Source organism: Mesorhizobium sp. M0816 (assembly GCF_040320005.1).
GTDB lineage: Bacteria > Pseudomonadota > Alphaproteobacteria > Rhizobiales > Rhizobiaceae > Mesorhizobium.
This window is the reverse complement of record NZ_JAMYOT010000004.1, coordinates 181,265-205,879: the sequence shown is the minus strand read 5'-3', so window position 1 is coordinate 205,879 and position 24,615 is coordinate 181,265. Positions and strand designations below refer to the sequence as shown.

Annotated in this window: 19 protein-coding genes; 11 read left to right on the top strand and 8 right to left on the bottom strand. The window is 56.4% G+C overall.

The features are described 5' to 3' along the window. Positions 1 to 255 precede the first annotated feature (255 nt). Complete coding sequence (locus NKI17_RS07765) at positions 256 to 2,193, bottom strand: ParB/RepB/Spo0J family partition protein (RefSeq protein WP_352905611.1); 1,938 nt, start codon at positions 2,191 to 2,193, stop codon at positions 256 to 258. Between the two features lie 529 nt (positions 2,194 to 2,722). On the opposite strand from NKI17_RS07765, the gene NKI17_RS07760 reads away from it, so the two are divergent. Then, a complete protein-coding gene (locus NKI17_RS07760) occupies positions 2,723 to 4,642 on the top strand; it encodes a DUF262 domain-containing protein (protein ID WP_352905610.1) in 1,920 nt (639 codons plus the stop codon). Between the two features lie 9 nt (positions 4,643 to 4,651). On the opposite strand, the gene NKI17_RS07755 is transcribed toward NKI17_RS07760, so the two are convergent. The 5 genes from NKI17_RS07755 to NKI17_RS07735 form a co-directional block, all read right to left on the bottom strand. Further along, positions 4,652 to 5,830 carry a GIY-YIG nuclease family protein gene (locus NKI17_RS07755; protein ID WP_352905609.1) on the bottom strand — a complete coding sequence of 393 codons (1,179 nt, stop codon included), beginning with the start codon at positions 5,828 to 5,830 and terminating at the stop codon, positions 4,652 to 4,654. Then, entirely contained in the window at positions 5,827 to 7,878 is a 2,052-nt protein-coding gene (locus NKI17_RS07750) for a DEAD/DEAH box helicase (protein ID WP_352905608.1), read from the bottom strand. The genes NKI17_RS07755 and NKI17_RS07750 overlap by 4 nt, the downstream gene beginning before the upstream one ends. Next, positions 7,875 to 10,655: a class I SAM-dependent DNA methyltransferase gene (locus tag NKI17_RS07745; RefSeq protein WP_352905607.1), complete on the bottom strand. Its 2,781-nt coding sequence runs from the start codon at positions 10,653 to 10,655 to the stop codon at positions 7,875 to 7,877. Before NKI17_RS07745 ends, NKI17_RS07750 begins: the two co-directional genes overlap by 4 nt. 145 nt (positions 10,656 to 10,800) lie before the next feature. Further along, positions 10,801 to 12,093, bottom strand: a complete 1,293-nt coding sequence (locus NKI17_RS07740) for a Y-family DNA polymerase (protein WP_352905606.1) — start codon at positions 12,091 to 12,093, stop codon at positions 10,801 to 10,803. Between the two features lie 33 nt (positions 12,094 to 12,126). Next, positions 12,127 to 12,504, bottom strand: coding sequence for a LexA family protein (locus NKI17_RS07735; RefSeq protein ID WP_352905605.1), 378 nt, complete (start codon positions 12,502 to 12,504; stop codon positions 12,127 to 12,129). Between the two features lie 761 nt (positions 12,505 to 13,265). Between NKI17_RS07735 and NKI17_RS07730 the strand changes: the two genes are divergently transcribed. The 10 genes from NKI17_RS07730 (at position 13,266) to NKI17_RS07685 (ending at position 22,674) form a co-directional block, all read left to right on the top strand. Continuing rightward, positions 13,266 to 13,946 (top strand): hypothetical protein, encoded by a 681-nt coding sequence (locus NKI17_RS07730; RefSeq protein WP_352905604.1) that lies wholly within the window; start codon positions 13,266 to 13,268, stop codon positions 13,944 to 13,946. Positions 13,947 to 14,059: 113 nt separating this feature from the next. Beyond that, positions 14,060 to 15,148 carry a tetratricopeptide repeat protein gene (locus tag NKI17_RS07725; RefSeq protein WP_352905603.1) on the top strand — a complete coding sequence of 363 codons (1,089 nt, stop codon included), beginning with the start codon at positions 14,060 to 14,062 and terminating at the stop codon, positions 15,146 to 15,148. Positions 15,149 to 15,532: 384 nt separating this feature from the next. Further along, complete coding sequence (locus NKI17_RS07720) at positions 15,533 to 16,504, top strand: glycoside hydrolase family 25 protein (protein WP_352905602.1); 972 nt, start codon at positions 15,533 to 15,535, stop codon at positions 16,502 to 16,504. After that, positions 16,501 to 17,343 (top strand): zinc metalloprotease, encoded by an 843-nt coding sequence (locus NKI17_RS07715; RefSeq protein WP_352905600.1) that lies wholly within the window; start codon positions 16,501 to 16,503, stop codon positions 17,341 to 17,343. Before NKI17_RS07720 ends, NKI17_RS07715 begins: the two co-directional genes overlap by 4 nt. Next, positions 17,307 to 18,392: a S1 family peptidase gene (locus NKI17_RS07710; RefSeq protein WP_352905599.1), complete on the top strand. Its 1,086-nt coding sequence runs from the start codon at positions 17,307 to 17,309 to the stop codon at positions 18,390 to 18,392. Before NKI17_RS07715 ends, NKI17_RS07710 begins: the two co-directional genes overlap by 37 nt. Positions 18,393 to 18,677: 285 nt before the next feature. After that, entirely contained in the window at positions 18,678 to 18,866 is a 189-nt protein-coding gene (locus NKI17_RS07705; RefSeq protein ID WP_352905598.1) for a hypothetical protein, read from the top strand. 65 nt (positions 18,867 to 18,931) lie between these two features. After that, positions 18,932 to 19,486 carry a hypothetical protein gene (locus NKI17_RS07700; RefSeq protein ID WP_352700708.1) on the top strand — a complete coding sequence of 185 codons (555 nt, stop codon included), beginning with the start codon at positions 18,932 to 18,934 and terminating at the stop codon, positions 19,484 to 19,486. 192 nt (positions 19,487 to 19,678) lie between these two features. Continuing rightward, positions 19,679 to 20,344, top strand: coding sequence for a hypothetical protein (locus NKI17_RS07695; RefSeq protein WP_352700709.1), 666 nt, complete (start codon positions 19,679 to 19,681; stop codon positions 20,342 to 20,344). Positions 20,345 to 20,601: 257 nt separating this feature from the next. Further along, complete coding sequence (locus NKI17_RS07690) at positions 20,602 to 21,474, top strand: hypothetical protein (protein WP_352905597.1); 873 nt, start codon at positions 20,602 to 20,604, stop codon at positions 21,472 to 21,474. A gap of 348 nt (positions 21,475 to 21,822) precedes the next feature. Then, complete coding sequence (locus NKI17_RS07685) at positions 21,823 to 22,674, top strand: hypothetical protein (protein ID WP_352905596.1); 852 nt, start codon at positions 21,823 to 21,825, stop codon at positions 22,672 to 22,674. A gap of 185 nt (positions 22,675 to 22,859) precedes the next feature. On the opposite strand, the gene NKI17_RS07680 is transcribed toward NKI17_RS07685, so the two are convergent. Both NKI17_RS07680 and NKI17_RS07675 read right to left on the bottom strand, forming a co-directional pair. Next, complete coding sequence (locus NKI17_RS07680; RefSeq protein WP_352905595.1) at positions 22,860 to 23,693, bottom strand: AlbA family DNA-binding domain-containing protein; 834 nt, start codon at positions 23,691 to 23,693, stop codon at positions 22,860 to 22,862. Positions 23,694 to 23,927: 234 nt separating this feature from the next. Beyond that, on the bottom strand, positions 23,928 to 24,440 hold the full coding sequence (locus NKI17_RS07675) for a Y4lK-related protein (RefSeq protein WP_352700714.1): 513 nt from the start codon (positions 24,438 to 24,440) through the stop codon (positions 23,928 to 23,930). Positions 24,441 to 24,615: the final 175 nt, after the last annotated feature.

The window sequence follows — 24,615 nt, the reverse complement described above, 5'->3', positions numbered from 1 at the left end:
CTTTGAAAGAAGCCGATCAAAAACTCCCGCGCTGGTTGATTCTCTTTTCTAGCTTAGCTCTTTAGATAGTTAACAAAAAGCTGGCGAGGACCGGGTCCCGGATCTACGTTTGTTATTGTCTGAAGGGTGGGGGAGCGCGAGGGGCGGGTCCAGGGGGCCTCGCTCGGCCTCGGCCGGTTCGACACCGGCCAGGGGACGTTCGGCACGCAAGAAGGCCGGGATTTCTCTGTCCCGGCCCGCTTGTAGGGTAATCTGCTATTCGGCGGCGATCGACACCTTCTCAATGGCTGGTGCTGGCGCTTTCAGGGCTGTGGGCAGCCAGCCCTTGCCGTCCAGTTCCTTCTCGGCCTGCACGACGCCTTCGGGTTTCGGGGCGCGTTCAACCGCTCTGGCAGCATCTTCCGCACACCCGGCCTCGCGCATCACGCCGGCGATGTCCGCTTTCGACAGCCGCGACAGGAATGCCGCCTCCGGCACCCACCACTGGCCCATGTCCAGACCCACCGCCATTGCCATCAGGTCGGCGTTGGCAATGCGTTCCTTGCCGGTTTCGTGGCGGGCGACCACGGCGTTGAGGTTGGCGGCAGTCACCACCGCCAACAGGTCAAGCAGCACGTCCTGCGGCTGCGTCACCAGCCATGGCCAAAGGTCGGCAGGGTCCCCGGGCAAGCGGTGGCGCCAGCCCTCCAAAACCTCATTCCAGCCGGTCAACGCACGGCAGGCCTCCGGCTCCTTAATGGGCGGAACCAGATTGCGGCGCTGGCCGGTGACCTCCACCGCTGTCTCGATACGCCCATGGTGGTAATCGTAGAACAGGCGGCTGACCAGCGCATGCAGGATGGCGACCAGCGCCACATCGGGACGGTTCGACAGTTCCACGCGCAGCGCTGCCGTGCGGATGGCCGTCAACTCCTCGGTCAGGGCTGCCGATATGCCGGTGTCCTCGTCTTCCGGGCGTTCCGCCTGCCTCGCTTCGACGCCCTCATCTTGGTCCTTGGCTTCGTCGCCGCCCTGCAAGATGGCAAGGGCTTTGCGGTCCTCGGACCTGACCAAGCCGGGCGTGACTTGCAAGATCCCATCGTAGGATATCGACACGATACAGCCCGCCAGCGCCATTTCACTTGGGTTAAAGGCCTCCGCCGCGTTCCGGATGGCCTCGATGCCGCTATCCAGCGCGTGCAGCTTGGCCTCATCAGCCTCGATTTGTGGGTCGCCTTCGGCGTAGGCGTCAATGACCTCGGCCAACTCGTCGTACTGCATGCCCAGCGCTGACAGTTCCACCTGTTCGGCCTCGGTCGGGTCGCGCCGCACCGCATGGATACGCCCGAACCCGCCACTGTGGATGAAGGTACTGTCGAGGCTAATTTCCACCCATTTCCAGCCCAGTGGGCGCAACTCGTCGGCCACCGCCTCGAGCCGGTCACTGGCAAGCTTCACCAACAAGGGCCGGTCGGTCAGGAACGTCAGATCGTCGTCGGCGAACAGGTCACGCAGTACCACGCCCCCTGCACCTTCATAGGCCTCAATCCCGACAAAGCGGGCCAGCCGGTCGTTGCCGCGTACATGGGCGCTGGTCAGGAATGAGCGGATACTCCCCGGATTACGGCTCCAGCCATCCTGCTCGAACCATGCAGCCTCCTGCGCCGCATGGTCGTCGCTCAACGCCAGCGCCTTGGCCTGTTCAAGGGTCAATTCATCGGCGCGCATGGCATCAAGGATGCGGGGCGAGAGGGTCGCCAGTTTCAGCCGCTGGCGAACTGTAACCACGGACTTACCGAAGCGCGCCGCGATGTCTTCGGCCGCCATGCCCTGTTCCACAAGGTCGCGGTAGGCAATGACCTCGTCCACCGGGTGCATCGGCTCCCGCTGGTCGTTCTCGGCCAGAGAAATCTCGGTGCCGCTGCCTTCCTCGCGCAGGATAGCCCTGACCGGGTAGTCCTTGGTCACTACCACGCCCTGCACGGCGCGACCTTCCTCCAGCAGCAAACGCAATGCTCCCAGACGCCGCCCTCCGGCGACGACCTCAAACTTGGCTCCCTTCGGGGCTTTGCGGGTGACGAGATTATGGATGAGGCCGTGGGCCTCGATGCTGGCGGCCAGTTCGGCCCTGCCTGCCTGCGTATTGACGCGGCGGACGTTGGATGCGCTCGGCACCAGCTTGCTAAGCGGGATTGTGATTTCAGCGGTATTCATGGACTTGCTCCTTTGATTGTCGTTCAGGATTTTCCCTTTCCCGTACGGGTTCAGGTCACCTGAACCCCTGCCTCGCGGCGAGTAGCGGGAAGCGAGGGGGGCAAGTCCCGGGGGCGGAGGGGTCTCCCCGGTCTGCACGGAGCGAAGCGGAGGAAGATGGGGGAAGCCGCCCGCGGCGGCTTGCTGGGGAGAGAGGGCCGCGCGCCTCTCTTCCCCTCACTCAGGAAACCGTGCCGCAGGTACATCCATGCCGGCGTAAGCCGCGCTGCGAACGCAGCCGCCGCCAAAAAGGGCGTACAAAGTGGAGGCGATGAAATGTCCCTAGTCGGACAAGTTCATTTCATTGCCGGAGCCGGTTCGTGACGCCGACACCGGTTTAACAGGGCGGCCTAAGGAGCGTCAGCATAGCGCCGCCAAAGGCGGGACGCGGGACTGACCGCCCCCGGCGAGGGGTGCCAATGACCCCATTTCCGAAAGCAGCAAATTTGTCATTCGGGACCTTGAGCGCCATTTTGCCCACGGCTCAATCTTGGGCACCACCATTTCTATCGACGGCACGTCTGCTTTGATGTCATATCGCAGCATGGATGTTCACAAGACTTCACTTTTAGCTGTTTTCGATGCCAAACAGAGGCTTGAAGTGCCGCTTTTTCAGCGGCAATACGTTTGGAGCGAAGAGCAGCAATGGCTGCCGCTTTGGGAGGATATTGAGCGGAAGTTCACCGAGGCGTTAGATGGGCGCAAAGACGCTCCTGTTCACTTCCTTGGCGCCATGGTTCTCGATCAAAAGCAAACCCCAACCGGTCATGTTGTGGTGCGCCAAGTTATCGATGGCCAGCAACGCTTGACGACGCTTCAGATATTCCTCGCCGCCTATCGAGATTTCTGCAGCGAAAAAGAATGCCCAGCCCTAGCAGCTGAATGCTCCAAATGCTTGGAGAATACTGGAATGATGGCCGATCCAACCGTAGATCGCTTCAAAGTGTGGCCTACGCAACTCGATCGGCCACAATTTTCCGACGTAATTGCCTCCGGTAGCCGCGCCGAACTGCTGAAAAGGCATCCCCTTCGAAAGAAGCCATACGCTCGCAAACCGGACCCTCGTCCCCGTATGGTCGAGGCCTATCTGTTTTTTTATGAACAACTTAATCGGTTTTTTACTGGTGAGAACGGCGAAGCACCGCTTGCCGCAGAATTCCCCCTCGCAACACGCGCCGACGAGTGCTTTCAAACCTTACGAAACGCCCTAATGGTGGTCGTGATCGACCTGCAGAAAGATGATGATCCACAGGTCATTTTTGAAACACTGAATGCGCGGGGGCAGCCGCTACTCCCCGCTGACCTACTGAGGAACTATATTTTCTTCCGTGCAAACCGCGACGGTCTCGATGTTGAGGCAAGTTACAAACAATACTGGGCTCGCTTCGATGAAGAATTCTGGCGCGAAGAGGTTAAACAGGGGCGTCTGACGCGACCGCGTAGTGACCTTTTCATGCAACATTTTTTGTCCAGCCGACAGGGGCAGGACATCCCCATCAAGCACCTCTACATTGAGTATCGACATTGGATTGAATCCGAGAAGCCCTTTGCTGATGTGGCTAGCGAACTCAAAACTCTGGCCCGGCAAGGCGACCAGTTTCGTCGCATCATCGCCCCCGAAAAAAGCGATGAGCTCTACGGCCTATGCACATTTCTAGAGGCTTATGATATTAGGACAGCATACCCGCTTCTCCTGGCCCTGCTGGAGGCCAATTTGGGAGCGACAGAGTGGCAGGCAATATCTGAAATCCTTGAGTCGTACCTTTTGCGCCGGGCAGTCTGCAATCTCGGTACGAAGAACTATAATAGAATATTCCTCGGGCTAACGCGCAATCTTCGTAGAGACGGCTTCAGCGCTGCCAAGCTCAAAGCTCTGCTCCTCGCCCAGACAGGCGAATCCGGCGTTTGGCCGGATGACGCCACTTTCCGGGAGGCTTGGGTAAGCAGACAACTCTATGGCCCGTTGAACAGCCCTAAATTGGTCCACCTCTTTAGCCGACTCAATCAGACTTTCATGTCCTCAAAGTCTGAAGTTGTTGTTTTCGGCACTCTGCCAACCGTTGAGCACATCATGCCCCAAACGTGGATCAAAACCTGGCCGTTGCCAGATGGTGGGCAAGGTATGGATTTTATGGAATTGTATTCGGCCTCACCAGCGGATCCGCGCGTGACGGCTACCAGAAAGCGCGAGGCTGCCATTCAGACACTTGGCAATTTGACGATCCTTAGCTCCGGTCTGAATACCTCTCAATCCAATCAGTCTTGGGACAAAAAGCGGCCAGAAATGATGAAACACTCGCTGCTCCCGATTAACCAGAGCCTGCTTGAAATGTCGGTTTGGGACGAAAGTGCCGTTCAAACCCGTGGAGAGCAGCTGTTCGATCGAGCATTGTGCGTCTGGGAGCGTTGATCTGACCTTTTATGATTGCCGAAGGGTGCCGGTCTTCGGATCGTAAGCGTAGCCGGCAATCGTACCGTCCCTGATTTTCTCGATGGCCTCGTCGATGACAAAGCGAGGCACCAGGAACCATTCTCGCGGGACGATAGGATTTCCGAAGCGATCCTTTATCGCGATATCTAGGCGTGCGGCGCCGAAGATGCGATGGATCACGTTCTCCAAGCGGGCGCGGGAAATGTTGAAGAGCTCGTAGGTGGCGACTATCTCCACATCGGCCATCAGGAAGGTCGGGTCGAGCCGTGCATTGGCGATGCGGCGTTCTACGCTGCCGCCCGTCACTCCAATCTTATGCAAAATTGCACGGTTTGCGACGACCGTGGGATCGCTGGATTTGCTGCGCAGCACGTAAATTGTCCCGCTCGCCTCGTCACCATCTTCGCTTTCTTGGGTGAACAAGGGCCCAGCCACAGGATCAGAGATGCGCCGGCCAGCTTCGTCCTTATGCAGAGCTCGCTGTAACGAGCGCATCAGGAGATTGCTTTCCGTACCGTTGTCGAAAATGACCCGCAGACGCGCGTCGGTGCGACCCTGCGCGTTCGAAAAAATCTCCCCCATCTCGGCGACATAGGCCTTCTGGCCGCTCACGATGAACAGGTGCCCGGGTTGGATCTCGGCCTTCATTGCAAACGGTTTTGTCAGGCGAAGTCCTGTTTCCAGGTCTTTCTGCACCTGCTCGAACAGCGGTTTAAACTTCTCAAAATCCTTGCAAAGCTCCCGATTGGCAATCTCTTCGGCAGCGCGCCGATCGGCCGTCGAGCGTACGTGACGCAGGTCTGTAAGGTCGTCTGTTGCCCCGGGAGACACACCCAGTTGGGCCAGCAATTCGTCGTCATCAACAGATGCAACGGCAGCTTCAGGTCCCGAAGCGGCAGACAGCAGTCCCTGGCGGTCGAGGGGTTCCAAAAGTGTGCGGCAATCTTCCTGAGCACGCAGTCGATCGAGGCGCACAGCATAGATCCGCTCAAAAATCTCGCCGCCCTCGCCGTGGTGCGGGTTGCGGCCGTGCTGCTCAACGAAGCGCTGGATCTCCTCAAACCCCGCGATAATGCGTTCCTCGCGGGGGGATCGGGCAGACGCCTTGTCCTGCTCGATGTCGACGCCGAGGGCGTCCAACAGTTCAAGGTCGGAAAAGTCGGTCACTGTGCGGCCTCTTTGGCCTTGCGGGCGAGAAACGCGACGCCTTCTGCCATGCGCTTTTCCCACGCGTCGGCCGACGTGATCGACGGCAGGCGACCGCGCTCCTGCTTGAACGCGAGGGCACGCTTGGCGAGCTCTCGGGCGTCCTCCAGCGACAGATTGACCCGCTTGGCGGCAATTACCGCCGCAACCTGCTTCAGGCTCTCCTCGGTCATGGTCTTGGCCAGGATCGAATAGGCCTCGCCGAACGGGTTGATGCGGTCAATCATATCGATGTCGAGCTCGCGCACGTCCATTGCGAATTGCCGAACACCTTGGATGAAGGCGGTGTTTCCAACCATCGCTGGGTCGACTGCACTCAAGGCGATTTCTTTGGCCTTCTGGGTCAGGGTAAGCGCGGCCACGGCGTGCTGACGTACGGCCTCTTGGTCCTCGGCATCGAGTTCGGGGTACTTATCCTTGATGATCTTGCCCATGCGGAGCTGCGTGATTTCCTCGGGCACCAGTTCGGGATCGAACAGGCCGCGCTCGATCGTGGTTTTATCCTGGACGAAAGATGCAATCACCTCGTTGAGATCTTCATTGCAGATACGTGTCGCCTCTTTGCTTTTCGGCTCAACCAATCCCTTAATTTCGATCTGGAATTGCCCGTTTTGGTGATCAAACCCAACATTGCATTGACCTGGATCATAGCCCTTATCGCCATAGTCAAACCCTTCAGCCGGCCCGCTGGAGGGCGTCTTGGGCGTGAAGGTAAAGCGCGGAGCAAGTACCTGCTCCATGAGCAGACTTGCCGCAATCGCCTTGAGCGTGTCATTCACGGCTTCTGTGACAGCCTGTTCGGAGGCGTCAGGTTCCGCGATCAGATTGGTGAAGCGGGTACGGGCCTTGCCCGGAGCGTCGCGTGTCGCGCGGCCAATGATCTGGACAATCTCCGTCAGGCTCGACCGATAGCCGACCGTCAGCGCGTGCTCGCACCAAATCCAGTCAAACCCTTCCTTTGCCATACCAAGAGCGATGATGATGTCGACATGGTCGCGGTTGTTCTTCTGCGCCGGATTCTTCAGAGCTGCGGAAACGCGGTCCCTCTTGGCGGGATCGTCGTCGACCAGGTCGGCAATTCTAAGCACTCGGCCCTCTGGGGTCATAACCAACTGGAAGCCGGTTAATGGATCGGCTCCCTGCCAGTCGCCCAGTTCCTCAATGATGTGCTCGACCTCGCGGATCTTATCCTTAGTGCTTTCACGTGCGTTGACGTTCGGAATGTGGATGATGGTTTTTTCTGAGGGATCCAGCACCTTCAGAATGTCGTCGGAATAGGGGCCTGAATAAAAATAGTAGCCGATATCGAGCTCTTTCAGATACTCGTAGCCGTTCAGCTGCTCGTAGTAGGTGTAGGTGACGGTATCGAATTTGGACTCGTCATCGGGCGACAGCACGGCGTCCGCGTCACCCCGGAAGTAGGAACCGGTCATCGCCACGATATGCACGCGGTCCCGGCCGATAAATTGGCACAAATGCAGGCCGAGCTTGTTGTCGGGGTGGACTGAGACGTGGTGGAACTCGTCCACAACGATCAACCGATCGTCAAATGCTTCGACTCCGAACTTGTCCACCGCGAACCGGAAGGTGGCATGGGTGCAAACCAGAACCTGGTCGCCGCTGGCGAGGAAAGCTCCCAGCGCGTTGACCTTGCCGCCATCGGCTCCGGGCGCATTACAGAGGTTCCATCTGGGGGCAACGGTCCAGTCGGCCCAAAAGCCGTATTTCGTCAGCGGCTCGTCGTTAAAGCTCGATCCGATGGACTTTTCGGGCACGACGATGATTGCCTGCTTGAGGCCCTGGTTGTGGAGCTTGTCCAGGGCAATAAACATAAGCGCCCGGCTTTTGCCTGACGCCGGCGGCGATTTGATCAGCAGGTACTGCTCGCCGCGCTTTTCATAGGCGCGCTCCTGCATTGGGCGCATGCCGAATTCGTTGGCTTTGGCAGAATTGCCCGTGTGGGCGTAGGAGACCGAAATAGACGGTACCGATTTCAATTCACTGTTCACGCGCTTGCCCCTGCCCTTTGTTTATTGGTCGCTCCCTGCGCACCGATCATCTTGGTGTAAAGCTCAAACAGCTTTTCCAGTCGCTCGGTGTCGTTGCGGAAATGGCGGCCGATATAGATGCGCTCAAGCACTTCGTCGTTGCGCTCGTGCGCCCCGCGCAGATCAGAGGGCATGGCATCTGGATCGTAGAGATCGGCGATCGTAGCTGGGAAGTGGGCCTCGCGCGCCAGCAGGATGTCTTCAGCGCAGCGAGTTAGGTCACCCTTGTTCTTCGCGGTGAGGGTCGGGACTGGGAAGGTATTCCAACCGAGGGTGTTAGAATATGAGAAGTCTGTTCGCATCCGAACACAAACGGTTCCAATCCACACCCAATGAAGCCGCGAGGCCACCAGAGCCATGTTCCAGAGCGACGCACCAAAAAATCCGTAGTTTTTGTTGCTAAGTATTGTTCCCTTTTCCACAATCCCGCATGGCAGATACTGTCGATTTTCAGAGCTTATACCTGGGACGACAATGATTTCCTCGTCACCATTTTGCCTGATCTCCACGAAGCGGTTCGGAGTTTTGGCTGCCTCTAGCGTCGGGATTTTCGGGCTTTGACTGCGCATTTGGGTTACCGCGCTCAACCTGCGGTCTATTTCGGATGAACGCCTCGCCTCCTCAATATGCGCGTCAAGAATCCAGAGACAGTAACGCTGCATTCCTTGAATGAACTCTGACGCACCTGGGAATGGTCGCAAAAAGCGTATTGCCTCTGGTGTTTCTTTCAACAATTGTCGACGTTCGTCGAAATTCAAAATTAGGTTTCCTCCATCGGCCGGTTTATTACCCCAAGTCATATTGGCTCTATCATCGGAAGGGACCGATAGCTTATTTACTATAATGTTTGGGCCTGACACGAGATAGGCATTGATGTTGTCGATTTCTTTTACAATAGAAAGCCCATCGTCAGCTATCGAAAACAGCCGGCGTATCTTTTTGGGGTGATTGGAAATCCCAACTATCGCGACGGTAACCCCAGCGTTGTGACTGGCTAGATTGGCCCATTTGAAGGACGTATGCGCGAAGACGATTTCGTGCCCAGTCTTAAATATGAGAGGCCAAAGGATCGGAACTTGCTGTCCCTGACAAATCGAATTCGTCGAAACTAACGCTGTTGCGGCATCTGTATGCGTTCCGTAGTCAGCGGCTTTCATGAACCAGCCGGCCACATAATCCAGAGATTTCCAGCTTTTCGTCCGACTGCCGAAAATAGCCTCCAGCTCTGATTTTTGCTCATCGGATTGCCATGTCGACCCAAGGTATGGCGGATTCCCGCAAATATACGTCTCACCGCCCTCATTCTCGAAGTCGATCTGAGCCTGTTCAAGTGGCGCATGAAAGAGGTCGTCGGCATGGAATTTGACCCCTGTCCCTGTCGGGGGGCAGACGCTCAACCAGTCCAACCGCAACGCGTTGGCGCAGGTGATCCAGTTCATTGCATCGAGCGGCAAGAATTCGGCCAAGGCTTCCTTTTGCCCCCGATAGAGCACATCGCATTGATACTCGGCGATGATAAGCGCCAGGCGAGCGATCTCTGCTGGAAAGTCCCTAAGTTCAATGCCCCGGAAATTGGTGAGCGGGATCTCGCTACGGCAATCGGATTCACCGCGTCGCCGGTTAATCTCTGCCTCAATCGAACGCATTTCTTTATAAGCAATGACAAGGAAATTCCCCGAGCCGCACGCTGGATCGAAAACTCTAATCCTGGCCATGCGCTTGCGCAGATTCAGGAGCATGCGGGGGTTATCTGCAGCCTCCTCCAGCTTCTCCCGTAAATCGTCTAGGAAGAGCGGATTCAACACCTTCAGGATGTTCGGCACGCTGGTGTAGTGCATGCCTAGCGCCCCGCGCTCCTCATCGTCGGCAACGGCCTGGATCATCGATCCAAAGATATCCGGGTTGATCTTTTTCCAATCGAGATTGCCAATGTGCAGCAGATAGGAACGCGCAATCTTGCTGAAGCGAGGCACATCGGTGCTGCCCGAAAAAAGGCCGCCGTTCACATAAGGAAACACGTCAGCCCATCGGGGCAGCTTCGCGCCCGCCCTCTCGGTGGTCTTGGTGTTCATGGCCCGGAATAGCTCGCCGATTACCGCATGTGTGTCGGCGGAATCCCTGGCGCTCATTCGCTCGATCGTGTCTGTGAAGAGGCCTGACTGCATGAAAATGTCGGTGTCTTCGGCGAAAAAGCAGAAGATTAGCCGAGCCATGAAGTGGTTCATGTCCTGGCGGCGCGCGCCCGTGCCCCACTCCGGGTTCTCCTTCAAGAGCTCGACATAAAGTCGGTTCAGTCGGCCCGTAGCCCGTATATCGAACGAACTTTCTCGGATTTGCTGAACGGTGGTGATACCCGCAAGTGGCAGGAAAAACCCAAAGTGGTCCGGGAAGTCCGGATAGGCGCAAGCTACTGTCTCACCGCTCGTCAGGTCCTCGGCCTCAAACACCTCGCCGTCCGTCGCCAGCACGAACTTTGCCTTCGCCCTGACCGTCGCCGGGCTAGCCCTGAGGGATGCCAGCGTCTTGCCGACCTCGCCTACCGGCGATACGGCGATGTGAATATTGCTGGTCTGGAGAACGCCGCCCACGTCCGACTTATTCGATGCGCCAGCGCGCAACCGCTTTAGCGTGGTATCCTTGTTGCCGAAGGCTTGGAGGAACAGGTATGGGAACTCCTCCCTGTCAAACGGCTGCTCCGCTAGGGCCGATATAGCCTGTTCAATTTCCACCGCGTTCATCGGCTACGCTCTCCAACTGTACAGCTGGGGCAAGAGATGGTCGGTTCGATCACTGGCAATGTCCTTTGTCCCTCAAGATTTACCCCAAATCCAAGATGTATGTATTCAGTCACGAACGGCCGGTGCTTACAAAACAAGCACTGGGCTAAGCTGCCACCTGGGGCAACTCATCCCACCGCGTGGTGAAACACGGCGATTTCCGGTCGAACTTGGTAGACCAGAATCGTTTCAGGCCCATCGCTGCCGGCACAAGCGTGTCCCGGCCAAATCGCCCATTGACGGCATCCATCGCTGTATTCAGCCTAACCCGCTCACCCCGATCGATAATGGCCAGCAAGGACGTTTGCACCATGGTAGCGGGCACCAGTTCGGTCAACATGATACCGGCCTTGGCGTAACGGTATCCACTACGCCAAGCGGCGGCGGCCGCGGTCGTCGTTGCCGCAACCAGCTCAAGGGCATCGTCGGTCGGCTCTAAAAACGCAATCGCCTTGCCTGTGTGGCTCCATTTGTCGCCATTGAAGGCGTTGGTGTGCATGAACACGAAGCCCTGCACGGCACAGAGTCCGTGCCGGCGCAGTTTCTCGGCTGCTCGCGTCGCATAGGCCGCCACCGCCTGCTGCATCTCGACGAGCGAGGTCACTGGCCTGCCGAAGCTGCGCGTCACCGCAATCCCCTTCCGACCGGCCGGCAGGGTTTCCAAGGCAAGACAGGCAATGCCGTTCAGTTCATGGATCATGCGCTCGCCCACGACGGTGAGCAGTTGGCGGCCCCGTTTCGGGTCCAGCGCCCGCAGTTGGCCAACAGTTTCGACCCCGATCGCCTTGAGTTTGGCAGCCGAGGCAGCACCTACACCCCACAAGTCGTTTACCGGCGTTGCCGGTAGGTACTTCTCCCGGACACCAGCGTTGCTGAAATCGCACACCCCGTTGAGCTCCGCATTGGTCTTGGCGGTTCGGTTGGCAAGCTTGGCCAGCGTCTTGGTCGGCCCGATGCCGACGCAGGTCGGGATGCCGGTCCAGGTCCGCACGGTCTGCCGCAGGTTCTGCCCATAGGCGACATAGTCGCTGCCGCCAAGGCCGGTGATGTCGAGGAAGCTCTCGTCGATTGAGTAGACCTCCACCTCCGGTGCAAACTGATGGTAGATCTCATTCATCCGCCGGCTCATATCCCCGTAAAGCGTGTAGTTGCTGCTGAACACCTCCACCCGGTTCTTGCGGCATAGGTCGCGAATTTTGAAGTACGGCGCGCCCATGGCGATGCCGAGTGCCTTCGCCTCAGGCGTTCTGGCGACCGCACAGCCGTCATTGTTGGACAGCACAATCACCGGCCGGCCATTAAGCGCCGGTGCAAAGGCGCGCTCGCAGCTGCAGTAGAAACTGTTGCCGTCAATCAGCGCGTACACCCGCCCTACGCGCGGGGCTTGTGCAGCGTCCACGTGACCACCCCCCAGATTTCGACCTGGGAAACGTCATCCATCGGAAACGCCTGCATGTCTTTGTTGGCAAAGGTGGCTCGGCGGATTGCCACGCCGAAACAATTTCAGGCTGGTCTCGCCGTTGATCACGGCCACGACCACCATGCCGTCCTTCGGCTTGACGCTCCGGTCCACCACCACAACGTCGCCATCATAGATGCCGACATCGCGCATCGAACTCCCTGCCACGCGCCACAGGAACGTTGCGGGTCTATTTTTGACGAGGATGCGGGTGAGATCCAGTTCTCCGTCGAGGAAATCGTCGGCGGGGCTGGGAAAGCCCGCACAGATTCGGGTGCCCATCACAGGAAGCACGATCGGCCAGTCCGCTGGTTGGCCAACATAGATAAGATGCGAATGACTGTCGTGCATGCGTCGAACATAACAGGAACATATTCCTGCGCCAACGAATTTGATTGCGGTTACCGAAATCGAACACCCGTTCCGGCGGGCGACAAGTCGCGGGCTGAGCCTGTCCCGGACTGAGAGCAGCGAAGATAGGGGGCTACTAATGGGCCGCGGGCCTCTCCTTATCCGAGGTCAGAAACATTCCTTGGATCCAATCGATATTGGCAAAGCCGTGCCGCGGAGCTCCCCCTACAAAAAAGGGGCACAAGGCGGAAGCACCGAAATGCCCGCCAGCGGGACGAAGCCAGTTCGGTGCTGGAGAAAGTTCGTGGCCCTGAGACCGGTTCAACAGGGCGGCCGTAGGAGCATCAGCATAGCGCCGCCCGTCAGGCGGGATGAGGGACCGACAGCCCCCGGCGAAGGGCGCCGTATAAAGCGCCACCCAGACGTCGGCTCGCCTCGATGCCGATGGCGGCAGTCAGCCACGGACAGCGGACGTCCCGCGGGCGGTCACCGGAGGTTTCGAAGCACGTGCAAAACTGCATCCAAAACGGCATTCTATTTTTATGGATAATGGAACGAACTTGGCGGAACTGTCTCGCGGAGTCAGACAGTCAGCTAAACACTCTTCCTAGTCTGCCCAACGAGGCACCGCCGTCCTCGTTGCCACCGACGCCATGTTGAGGTTACTCATTGTGGTGTGTTCACAGAACTCTGCTCGAATACGTCTTTACATTCTCTATGAGTTTGCTTACGCCTTCCCCAAGGGTAAGGGGGCTTCAAAAGTGTTTAAGATCATACCGGTTGCTGCCGCTGCCGCGCTTCTCAGCGCGTGCACGGTTGAACAAAACGAAAATTTCCTTCCGCAAGTTATTGGATCCAGTCCCACCGTCGCCGTCCAAGCGCTAGGGCCCGGGGCGTACTCCATCAGCCCTTCATATGGCTATGCAATCTCGACACCAGGTATTTATACCTTTCACAAAGATGGATCGGCTTACCAAATCTGCGAAAATGACATGGGTATCGCAGCAATTAAGGGCCTTTCGACAAAAGTCGCAGACCATGACGACTCTTTAGAAGATAACCTGGCCTCAACAAATTTCGCTCTTTCTGTTCCCGGAATTGGCACAATTACTGCGCCGTACAAGAAAATCAAAGTGGATGGCTACCGCATCACGCACCTTGTGTCTGGCGACTCGCGAAATGCAGCCGATTTCGTTCTAGCCAACCTGGGAACAAGCTGTCGAAAAGACGTTCTCAAAGGGAATCGCCCTTACATGATCGTCACCGAAGTGGCGAATGCAAAGAAAGTATACACGCTTTCTAAGGGCGCGTTCCAAGCGGCATTCGCCGCCGGACCCGCGTCGCTATCGTGGGCCAATCCTGAAATAAAATCCACGACCAGAAGCAACGTCACCTTCGCCATTCAAGGAAAATATATCGCGGCTGGCAGCAAGCGCAAATAGTGATCGGTGGCGCGCTGGCTCTCCGTTTAGTGTCAATGTCGCAGCCTCGGATGGTGTGTCGCATGGAACGTTCAGCTAAATGGAGACGCCGAGGACGGGATTGTAGGGCCCTGATGGTCCCTGCCTTTCTTGCATTCCTTGCTTGGTCGCCTCCCGCCCATTCGGGCGGCGCCACTTTCGATGATGCAACCAAAAAGCAGTTCGAACAGGCCGTTTCTCTGAGGAAGTCCGTGAAGCTGGAGGAGGCCGAGAAGGTGCTCGAACAGATAATGAAATCCAGCATGCAAAACGACGAGGTGGGCATCGTCAACGTTATTAAAGAGAGAGGAACGGTAAAGTTTCTACAGAAGCGGTGGGATTCGGCGGCAAGGTTCCTCGGGATCTATTACGAGTTCAGTTCCGACGACATGGAAGCCCTCGAGATGCTTGGGAAGTCGCTGAGAATGATTGGGCGATATGAGGAGGCGGAGACCGTTTACGAACGAGCCGTCTATCTCGATCCCGACAGCTTCGAGGTGCTGGACGGGCTGCAAAACATTCACAGGAGGCTGGGGGACAACTATCAGGAGTCGGACCGACCAGAGCTCGCTGAGGCGGAGTTCGGCAAGGCGCTCGATATTGTCGCAAAGATGACGAAACTGTCGGAGGGCAAGAACGACGAGCAGTTGCGTGTCTCGAAGTTCGCGAAGGCCAAAATCTTCTACGAGAAGAATAGCTACAGCGAGGCTGTCGCCGCCTATGCAACCATTGTCTCGTCCTATCCCGACTTCAGACCAGCCCAGGAGGAACAGGCGGCCCTTGCGCTGGACTACGCGAAGGCTCGAGGCGGTCCCGCCCAAGTTCAGGCCGCCTTGGACTTATACCGTGCCCTCTACAAGAGTGCCAAGTTGACGGACGAGATCGCTTACAGCGGCGCAGGATTTGCCGAAGCTGCCGCGCGCACGAAGGACCTCCCCGCCGATGTCGTGACCGAAGCGGAAGAGGCCGCGAGGACTGCATTAGTGGATGCGGACCCTAACGATCCCTATCCTCACTACGCGAGCGCCGTGCTGATGTATGCGACCGACGCGAAGGACGATGCGATTAGTCAGTTGAAAGAAGCTATTAAGTTGGAGCGAAAGCGCGCTGCCGATCCGTATCAGAATGACTACGCCAGACTGGTGGAGTACGAAAAACTGATGCAGGCCTGGACCGGCAGCTGAGGCTTATGCGTCGGAGATCCGACTGTTTGCACGGCGCACGACCGCATCGCGTCGAGCGGTGGGTTTCATGTACCTAGCCATCGTTTTCCTCCTGAATACCCACCCCAGAATGGGGGATTCTCTTGGCACGCAATATATAGGATAGGAAGCCCTCGATCTGACTTCAAGTGCCTGAGTGCTAGAGCGTGACTGCTGCCTAACCACAAGGTTACGCCGCTGCACGCACTGTATTATTTTGGTTATGAGATCGACCAAAATCAATATTTGTAACACTGGCAGTATTTTAGCTCTTGCAGATGTGTGAATGATGATGCATGACTTTTGTTGCAAATTCTGTTCATTGCTGGCCGCACTCTAACATGTCTCTTAGTGGGGGATGCTTACATGGAACTTGATCGCCGCCAACTTCTGATGACCGCTGCAGGAACATTGGCTACTTCATCTGCCGCCATATCGTTCGCCCAAGCGAAGACTCCCCGATTGGCGGATCTCACCGACCAGCCATCGAGAAGCGACCTTTATGAGTGGATCGTTAACATAGCAATCGCGAAGCTGCAGCCGGAGGATGAGGTCGACAACACCGGAGGTTCCTATATTCCGGGAGACTTTACTTTTCCCGAGGATTCCAGGACCGATCCCCAGACGAACCTTAAGCGTGAGGGTTATCATTGGGGCGTCGACGTCAGCCACTACTCTGGACGCGTAGATCTCAGGTCCTTGCGCGACGACAAGAACATCAAGTTCGTCTACATAAAGGCTACCCAGGGGACACAGTTCAAGGATAAGAAGTTTGCCGGGTTCTGGTCACAGGTGAAAGCGCTGCCCAAGCATCCGACTAATACGCTTCGCAGGGGCGCCTATCACTTTCTCGCCGCAGGCAAAACCGGAGCCGCCCAGGCGGACACTTTCCTCAACTTCGTGAATTCCCATGGCGGCATCGAAAAGACCGACATGCCTCCCGTGCTCGATCTCGAATGGGATATTGGCAGACCGGCCGGTCCGGACCGCTGGAGGGATTATTCCCCCGATACCATACTCTCGTCAGTGAAGGCCTGGTGCGCGAAGGTGCAGGAGCAAACCAAACGGGTACCGGTCATTTACACGGCGAACTCTTGGTGGCGGGAACGCGGTATCGCACCGAAACGGATTTCCGAGCTCTCGGACTACGGTATCTGGATCGCGGACTACTCCCGGTCGGGGCAGGCCAGTGAAGACCCCAAGGTTCCGGGCGGTGCAAAATGGAAACTCTGGCAGTTCTCAGACAAGGCCAAGGTCGGAGACGCCTACAAAGGGGGTCTGGACGGCAACGTCTTCAAAGGATCTGATGACGAATTCGAGCAGTTCGCGAGTCAATGATCAACCGGCGCGCCTTCCTCGGATGCTGCGCGCTCTGCCTCGCGGGGAAGGCGCATGCCGACGAGCCAACCTTCATCTGTGCTGTCGAGGACAGCGCAGATTCTGACGCCCTGCAGTTTCGACCGGCCGACGGGAATGGGCAAAACCTGACGTTCAAAACGGACCTCGGCCCGCTGACATTCACCCCCTACGGGACGGCCTTTAAAAGCGACATTTGGCTACCCGAGGACAGTGAGACTAAGGACAAGATAACCCTAGGCGTGGCCTTCCTGAACGGTGAGAAACCTCAACACGATATCGTCATGGAATCGGCTCGAATGTGGCTGGCCACGCATATCGGCACTTTCATAGACTTCGACTTCACGGCCAGTGTGGAGAAGGCGAAGATACGCGTCCAAGTGCTTTCTAATCAGAACTGGTCGGCCATCGGCAAACGCGCGAAGACCGTCACCACGCCGTATACGATGTGCTTCAGCGACCTACACCCGGCCAGTATCATGCACGAGTTCGGTCATGCCCTTGGCCTGCAACACGAGCACAGGTTCCCTCAGTCCACGATCGAATGGGACAAAGACGCTGTTTTCGCGGATATGCATCCAAAGGGTTGGAGTGAAGAAACCATCAAGGAGCAGATACTTACAAAACTGGACAAAAGCGCTGTTTGCCTAGCTAGCCCCAACCTCGATAAATCGTCCATCATGATGTACCCTATCAAAGATAAATGGGCTACCATCCTTAACGCTCGCGGCGAACGGGTTGCATTTGTGGTCAATCCTTCCACTATTTCAAACGGTGATGTGGCATGCGTGACGGGACTCTACAAACCTCTGTCCATGTAGGCATTTGTCGGCTTGCGGCCTTTGCTTATATGTTCCTTTCGTTACTTGGCCAATGCAACGCACAATCCGTTCAAAATATTTTTGACGGGGTAGTCTATGTTAGGCTGACCAAGGCGGATGGCAACCTGTTCAGGGAAGGCTCCGGCGTCTTGCTTGGGGCGGACGGCTTCATCTTTACGGCCAAGCACCTTTTTGATGGTTTTGACCCTGCCACAGGCAAGGTCAGCGTATCGTTGAGGGGCGTTAAAACTGCTCTGATCCCTGCTTCCCGTTACCCCGCCGATGCGAGCAGTACAGACATTGCTCTTCTCTACGTCAACCAGACCGAGGTCCGAAATGCCGGGATCGGCACATATTTCCGACTTGGCTGCAACATACCGCCAATCATGGAATCGATCACTGTCGCGGGGTTTCCGGCGGGGGACTCGGCGCCACTACTGGTTCTGCCTGCTGTCGTCACAACCGACATCCTCGACAGCTCGTTTCGAGACTACATGAAGGCAGGAATCGCCGCCGGCATGAGCGGCGGGCCTATATTCTGGCGTGGGTACCTGATCGGGCTGGTCTATGGGGCCGCCCAGAACGTCGAAGCCTTCACGCCCATAAACCAGTCCGGAGAACTGAGAACCGTCGCAAGGGTCGACTGCTACCAGGTGCCGCCAAGCGGCCCGGCGCAGGTCGCGGTCCTCTCGGCGGATCCGAAGAGCCCACCTCCCACCGGTAATGTGCAAAAACCGCCGCAGGCTCCAGCCGGCGCCAAGCCCCGCGTCTTTGTTCAAATCGCGGCAGAGAGCCAGCGCGCCGATGCGACCAAGCTGATCTCTGGGTTGGTTGCCAACGGGATCAACGCGGCGCGGGGCATTGAGAACGTGGGGCTCAAAGGGCCACGATTAGGCGAGATACGCTATTTTTCGGCGGAAGATCGCGCCAACGCCGAAAAGATAAAGGCCGTACTGGACAAGCTTTCGCCTACAATATTTACAATTCGACGCCAGAACATTCCCAATTCTCCACAGAACCTTTTCGAACTGTGGTACCCTCGTGGATAGCTGAGGGTGATAAACCAATGCACGCGCTCGAGATGACTGCAAACTGCCTCGCGGGCGCGGAATGGCTCCTTCTCCGGATCGATAGCCAGTATGTCCAACGCCATCTCATAAATCGGCAAAAAAGCAAAAAAATCAGCCCGTTGCAGAACAGCAACACATTTTTGCCCAAAAATCCTTTAGTAACGACTCGAAATACTTTCGAACCTGCCCTGGATTATTTTTTTGGGAATTATTTCCTATGCATGTTAACATAGCTGCATCGAAAGAACCACCTGGAGCGTTTCAATGACAGAAAATGACTCGATGCAAGGCATCTATACAGATCAAGACATTCATTCTCGTGTTTATGAGAGTCGAATGAAGGGCAGAGTTCGCGTGGATCACAACTACCAAAAAAACGGATTGCCTTCGATCAATGTTTCCAACTGGGAACTTAGCAACGTCGACGAGCTTATTTCAAAGCAAGTTGATTAATTAATCCATTCGCAGTATTCGAAGAGAGGGCACTCCACCCTCTCTTCTTTTTTATGGAACCGACAATGAGCCGCTTCACGCTGGATGGAGACGTTTTTCTTAGGATGGAGACACTGGGCGGCTTTAAGGAAGTCGTTCAAGGAATCTATAACGACTCAGCCCAACGGGTCGGGATTACCCTCCAGTTCGATCCCAATCGGCAAGAATGGGCTCATACGTTTTGGAAGGAAGATATTGCGAGGCTGGAGCCCCAAGTAAAGGGCCCCGCTGACCACCTTAAGCGCGCAGCTTTCTTGGCCTTCTGGCTACGGCGAGAGCCGCCAGTAGCAATATGGGATGATTGTAACGCGGATCCTGAAAACTACGACGTCGAGTATATAATGCAGTACGGACGCGAGTGGTGTGCATTTCGAACCGGCTACGAAATTGCCCTCTTTTTTGAGTGCAATCTTGCGGCAGGCGGTCCATTCGAGCGTAACCGCTACAGCTTGAGCCCGAAGTATCCCCAGGAAGTTTGTACGATGCTCAAGCGCAAGAACGTCTCACCTCATGCCATGTATCTGATCTTCTTGTCTTTGTTTAACCGCCCTTCAGCCAACCGCCTGGGGTCAATGTACTAAGATTTTGTCTTTGACGGCGGCATAGGGTTCGAGTGCATTGACTTAATGAGTGATTTAAACACCCTTTGATATTTAATAGCCGTATAGTCTATCCCGCCATTCCGACGGCTTTTCTGATCCCGGATCAAACTGAGGCCTACGTGGCGATGACGGTTAGGATGTGGAAGCATCGTGCAGGGGGGCGCAGCGTTCATGGAAGAGCAACGCATGGTGCGCTGCCGTCAGTGCAGCCTTTCCATCCCCGAGTCAGCTCACATTTGCACCCACTGCCAATCCTTTCAGGACTGGCGACGCTGGTTTGCGGTGTCCAACACCGTGTTAGCTCTACTCACTGCCCTAATCTCGGTTCTCAGCTTTGCGGTGCCAAGTTTCATAGGTCTGCTCCATTCCCCGCGCTCGGATATGGCCGCGCCCATGATCACCTTGGAGGGCACCACTATCCGCTTGCTTGTGAACAACAATGGTGATGCGCCGGGAGTGTTCGTTCGGGCAGTCACTAAAAGCGACTATCTCGCTGGAGCCACGAAGATCCGCTTGCGCGATGATCAAAAAGCTATCGTTGCGCCCGGCAGCAATCTTCTGATGTTCGACATCGTACCCCTTCTTAATCAGGATCAGTCGTATCGTAACTCGTTGGAGATGATACAACTTGTCATCCAGAAAAGAGAGGCGCCGACGACGGACATTCTGTTCGAATTTGGCGACTCCAACGGCGACATGCGCGTCACGCGGTTGTCTCTCGACGCGGAACAGCTCTTCGAGCTGTTCCGGGCAAACTCCGATCGATGTTCGGCGATCAAAGTCCCCGATTTTTATAACGGATGCATCGGGCCAGGTGAACTCCAGACTGGGCATTGAAAATGCGGTCGTCTAGCTGAGCGACAATAGATGCCGAAAACGACCCAGCTCTGCTGAGTCGTTGTTTTTTCGTCGCTCCATATTGTTCGCCCAAAACACGAGGCTTCCTTTCTTCGCCTTCAAGCTCGTTCAGATAAAGGGTATCGGAATGGCCCTCTGAGCTTTGAAAATTTGTTGACAGCGCTTTCTGGGCGAAAATCTCGTTTGTCTTTTGCCTATGCAGGATGCACCAGTTGTGATGCTGCAAGGGGGGGCAAATGATTAAAATTTTCATAAGGGGATCATTCGGAATTTGCTTGGCCGTTTCAGGGTGCGGAAGTGTCCCCAAGCTTCAGACCGACGTCGGATTGCTGCGTATTTCTGACATCGTCGACAATATTCGGTGCGAGCTAAAGGAGGGGCGCGACGGCAACACAAAGACAGGCGTGGGGCCGGCATCCTTCCTGACTGACAAAGAAAAGTGGAACGCCGGAGTCGACCTCTCCTTGAACGTGATTGCCGAAGGTGGTGGGAACGGGAGCGCCGGCAACGATGTGCCTTACGTTCCGCAAACTGCCACATTGGCTCTTTCCACGGACGTGACGGGCACAGCCGACCGGCAGGTCGGTTACAAATTCACGATCGGCTTGGGCGTTGAGGATAAAATTGACTGTGACCACGAAGCGGTTGAAGCACGCAGGACGCATGGTATCCGTTTGATGGGAGACTTGGGTATCGCCAGTTGGCTGGCCCAGTTGCAGGATGCCTATGCGGAGACCCGAACGAAGCCGGAATCCGCGGCCTATACCCTGAGTTTTAAACTCGTGCAGAAGGGGGAAGCCAGCGTAAAAATCGTCAAGATCCCCTTCAATACCGCACAGGCTGGCCTTGGTTGGGGTTGGAAAAGCGCGTGGACTGATACCAACAAGATCATCATCACCTTTGCCCCCAAGCCCGCCGAGGCACCGAAGAAACCCGCCGAAGCACCAAAGAAAAAGGTCGAGCCGCCGAAGCGCGCGACCAAGCTACCGGAAGGTCAGAAACCCAAGGCGGTCATCCCGCCAGCGCCACCACCCGTCGACGAGGGTTCAAAGGAGAGACTTCTTAGAGACCTAGACTTCCTGATTTTGCAGCAAAAACTCCAACAATAAAACAACGCGACCGGCAGCGCGTTTTGGAGCCGTGGCGATGGGGTCAAGCTTCAGTTTCAGATCGGTCTGGAAGGCCGAACACCGTTTGTTGCATGGCAACCACGCAGCATTCCCCTTTAATGCTGGCGGCGGCAAATAACTCAGTTGACACAAATCGTGATTTTTCAAGATAACTGTTTGATTGAATAGCATTTTCGCTTTCTCGCCGACGGCGCGAACATCGTCACCATCATCAGCGCTGTCGCCGGCGCTGGACTTATTCTGTGGCGCTGGTGGCGTCCTCGGCCGCCGGAACCCGGCGAATAATGTGGATTGAGTATTCCAGTTGAACTCTCTGCCGGAGTAAGCATGTCGGACCAAGCTACTGACGGACCTGGCGAGCGACCGCATGTGCGAATTGATTTTGCTCGCTTGCGTCGACCTGCCGACCTAGGGGTTCGGAGAGCTTCGGTCTTTCTGGCGTTGGGCTCCAATGCCGCAAATCATATTCCTTCTTTGCCCCACCAGCTCGATGACCGCATGAGCTATCATTTTGTTCCCAGTGAAATTTCCGACGAGACGCGAAGGCAATTCAACGAGAACTTCGAAGCTTGGATCATCGGCAACGCGCTTCGCGATCTGGTAGATGCGTTCACCATCTTTCTGAAGCACTGCTTTCCGATTCAGCACATGATGGCGACGCACAGCTACATTCCAACGGATTTGCGCGCGCTCGCCGCCGAAGTTGAGATGCTTAGCATCAGTGCTCAATACAGCCGTTTGCGGGAGCTTATCGGTCTCGATCAGCGGTATTGGGAGATGTTTGAGAGCTTTCGAAAAGCTCGCAATTGCCTTTCCCACCGAATGGGCCTCGTCTCACGGAAGGATGTGAGCCCCGAAAACAATCGACTTCTGATCCGTTGGTCTTTTTTGGGCGTCTTCATGAGGCACCCCGATGGTACGGAACAACCGATAGATCACGAGGCCATTGAAGCCGGACACGTTGCTACCGGCCACGAGGGCGCGATGATCATCATGCGTCTGACATGGAAGGAAAGAAGCTTTGCGGTGGGCACTAATATTCGCCTGACCCGTCATGAATTATCGGAAATCTGCTTTGCCGTTCACATGGCCACAGACCATGTCATTGCAAAGCTCAATGAGTTTTCGATTGCTCAGGGAATTCAAGCAGAACATCCGGTGGCTGATCCCGGAACCTAGTCTAGCGCGTTTCAGGGTGTGTCGATCACAATGAGAAGTAGTGCGGAGCCATTTTGCACGCCATAAGTGCCATCTCCTGCACAGGCATGAGTTGCCCCAAACCCAAAGGTGAAATCTCACCGGCAGAAAATTCCGTCGCCAACTGAAATTGAAACATAGTGCCTTTGAATCTTTCTTCGATGGCCTCAGTGATGTTGGAAATAGGTCCGCCCACCGGGAAGAATACCGGGAACCCTAGCGGTCGGGTTTGCCTCAAACCCCGTCCCGGCAAGATTGGTTGCCTGAGTTCGATACCACCTTGAAGAATACGGAATCTGGAACTCGTGTTCATACTCGAACCTGAGGCGATGGCGGTCGAAGAAGCCATCGGTGGGGTGCTCCACGTTTCGCAACGAGATCGCCCATTCATGAGCTGCTATTCGCCCCACGTTCCTCACAACGAACGTCAAATTCTCAATGAAGTAAATTCCGCCATTGAGCTCCTGCGCGGCATGGGTTTGGATGCCATGCATCCCCAACGTCAAAACCGGATGTGTCAGTCTTTGCCGCAGCAGGTCCAAATAGAAGTGTTTGGCGGGAACCGACCGGCCGCCCTGGCGATGATAATACAGGTGATCACGTGCACTTTGATGAGGCGCAGCGGCACTGTCGCCAACGTCGATCACAATGATCTCTCTGCCGATTGGGATTTGCGACTGTTCCCTGCGAAGGACCGTGTGGACCCTGAAATCAGCCAACGGGTAATCTAACAGGTGCGGAACCTTCTGCTCCAACCAGTCGCGAATTGTTGCCCTGCCTTTCATCGCCGGAATGCCGTCGATGGAACGGTCGTCCTTCACGCCGAGCACAAGTGATCCGCCTCCGGAGTTAGCGAAGGCTGATAGCGCCTTGGCTATGGTCGTCAGTACCTTGTCTTCCACTTCATCAAAAAGACGCCCGCCTTTGCGATCAAAATCGTCCGACTCTTCTGGCGGCAAATCCAGAATGTCCTGTTCGGACCAACTCTCGTGTTTGACCAAAACATCACCCCTATCCTGACGCCTTAGGACGATCTCATCGACTCGCCTCAGCTGTCGTACACGCCTTCGCCGGGAACGTTGTTGATTGAGGAATAACAGGTCCATGTGGATGTTGCCTGAACCGTCTTCTGCTTATTAACGGCATACATCACTACGATGCCGCCCCGGGAACTGCCATGGACCGCCCCCCTTTGGAGGCGGTCTGCCGGGGGGGCTTCCTGCGGCAGTCGATGCCTATTGCAGCAAATCGCTCCGAAGCTCCCCGTACCCGCTCGTCGCCAGCCACCGCGCCCGCGCCAGATGCGATGCCCAGGCCCGGCGTGCCCGTTCTGGCTGGCGCTCTGGGTCGATGTTCAAGAGGGCTCGTGCCACCTTGCGCCAGTCGACGCCCTTGGCCTCCGCGAATAGCAGGACTGCGTAGGTAGGGAAGTGCGCCTCGTCGTAAGGCGTGACCTCGGCCAAGTCGGGCGCCTCGCTATCGATCCACATTTCCTCGTCCGGTGGAGGCGCGTCGATGTAGCGGCCAATCGAGGCCAGGTGCGCCACGATCTGGTAACGCAGATGGTCGCGGCTGCCATAGCGCGCGTCGATGTCGGCGAGCTTCTTGTATAGCCCCCTGCGCTTGCCGCGCGGAACATCGGAATCGCCCATGGTGTAGTAAGCCGGCCCAACGGCGCAGATGTCGCAGCCGGTTGCGGCCACCTCCTGCACGAACGCCGGAATGTCCTCTTCTCGCATCCGCTTCATTTCAAAAGCCTCTTTGCATCACATGCCTATGACGCCGCAACCCAGCCTTCCGCTTTATGTCGTGAACCCCTGGCCGCCTCGACGTTCCCAGTGTATCGGCAAGTGGCGCTCTTTCAATAGGGTGCCAAAGGCTGCCCGTGGGCCTTGCCCGCAAAACCTGCATGCAGTGGGAAGT

Excerpts from the sequence above, each read along its gene's own strand:
- NKI17_RS07720 (WP_352905602.1), top strand. The coding sequence starts at position 15,533 with ATGGAACTTGATCGCCGCCAACTTCTGATGACCGCTGCAGGAACATTG.
- NKI17_RS07710 (WP_352905599.1), top strand. The coding sequence starts at position 17,307 with ATGCGTGACGGGACTCTACAAACCTCTGTCCATGTAGGCATTTGTCGG.
- NKI17_RS07765 (WP_352905611.1), bottom strand. The coding sequence starts at position 2,193 with ATGAATACCGCTGAAATCACAATCCCGCTTAGCAAGCTGGTGCCGAGC.
- NKI17_RS07700 (WP_352700708.1), top strand. The coding sequence starts at position 18,932 with ATGAGCCGCTTCACGCTGGATGGAGACGTTTTTCTTAGGATGGAGACA.
- NKI17_RS07685 (WP_352905596.1), top strand. The coding sequence starts at position 21,823 with ATGTCGGACCAAGCTACTGACGGACCTGGCGAGCGACCGCATGTGCGA.
- NKI17_RS07735 (WP_352905605.1), bottom strand. The coding sequence starts at position 12,504 with ATGCACGACAGTCATTCGCATCTTATCTATGTTGGCCAACCAGCGGAC.
- NKI17_RS07690 (WP_352905597.1), top strand. The coding sequence starts at position 20,602 with ATGATTAAAATTTTCATAAGGGGATCATTCGGAATTTGCTTGGCCGTT.
- NKI17_RS07675 (WP_352700714.1), bottom strand. The coding sequence starts at position 24,440 with ATGAAGCGGATGCGAGAAGAGGACATTCCGGCGTTCGTGCAGGAGGTG.
- NKI17_RS07695 (WP_352700709.1), top strand. The coding sequence starts at position 19,679 with ATGGAAGAGCAACGCATGGTGCGCTGCCGTCAGTGCAGCCTTTCCATC.
- NKI17_RS07705 (WP_352905598.1), top strand. The coding sequence starts at position 18,678 with ATGACAGAAAATGACTCGATGCAAGGCATCTATACAGATCAAGACATT.
- NKI17_RS07745 (WP_352905607.1), bottom strand. The coding sequence starts at position 10,655 with ATGAACGCGGTGGAAATTGAACAGGCTATATCGGCCCTAGCGGAGCAG.
- NKI17_RS07715 (WP_352905600.1), top strand. The coding sequence starts at position 16,501 with ATGATCAACCGGCGCGCCTTCCTCGGATGCTGCGCGCTCTGCCTCGCG.
- NKI17_RS07725 (WP_352905603.1), top strand. The coding sequence starts at position 14,060 with ATGGTCCCTGCCTTTCTTGCATTCCTTGCTTGGTCGCCTCCCGCCCAT.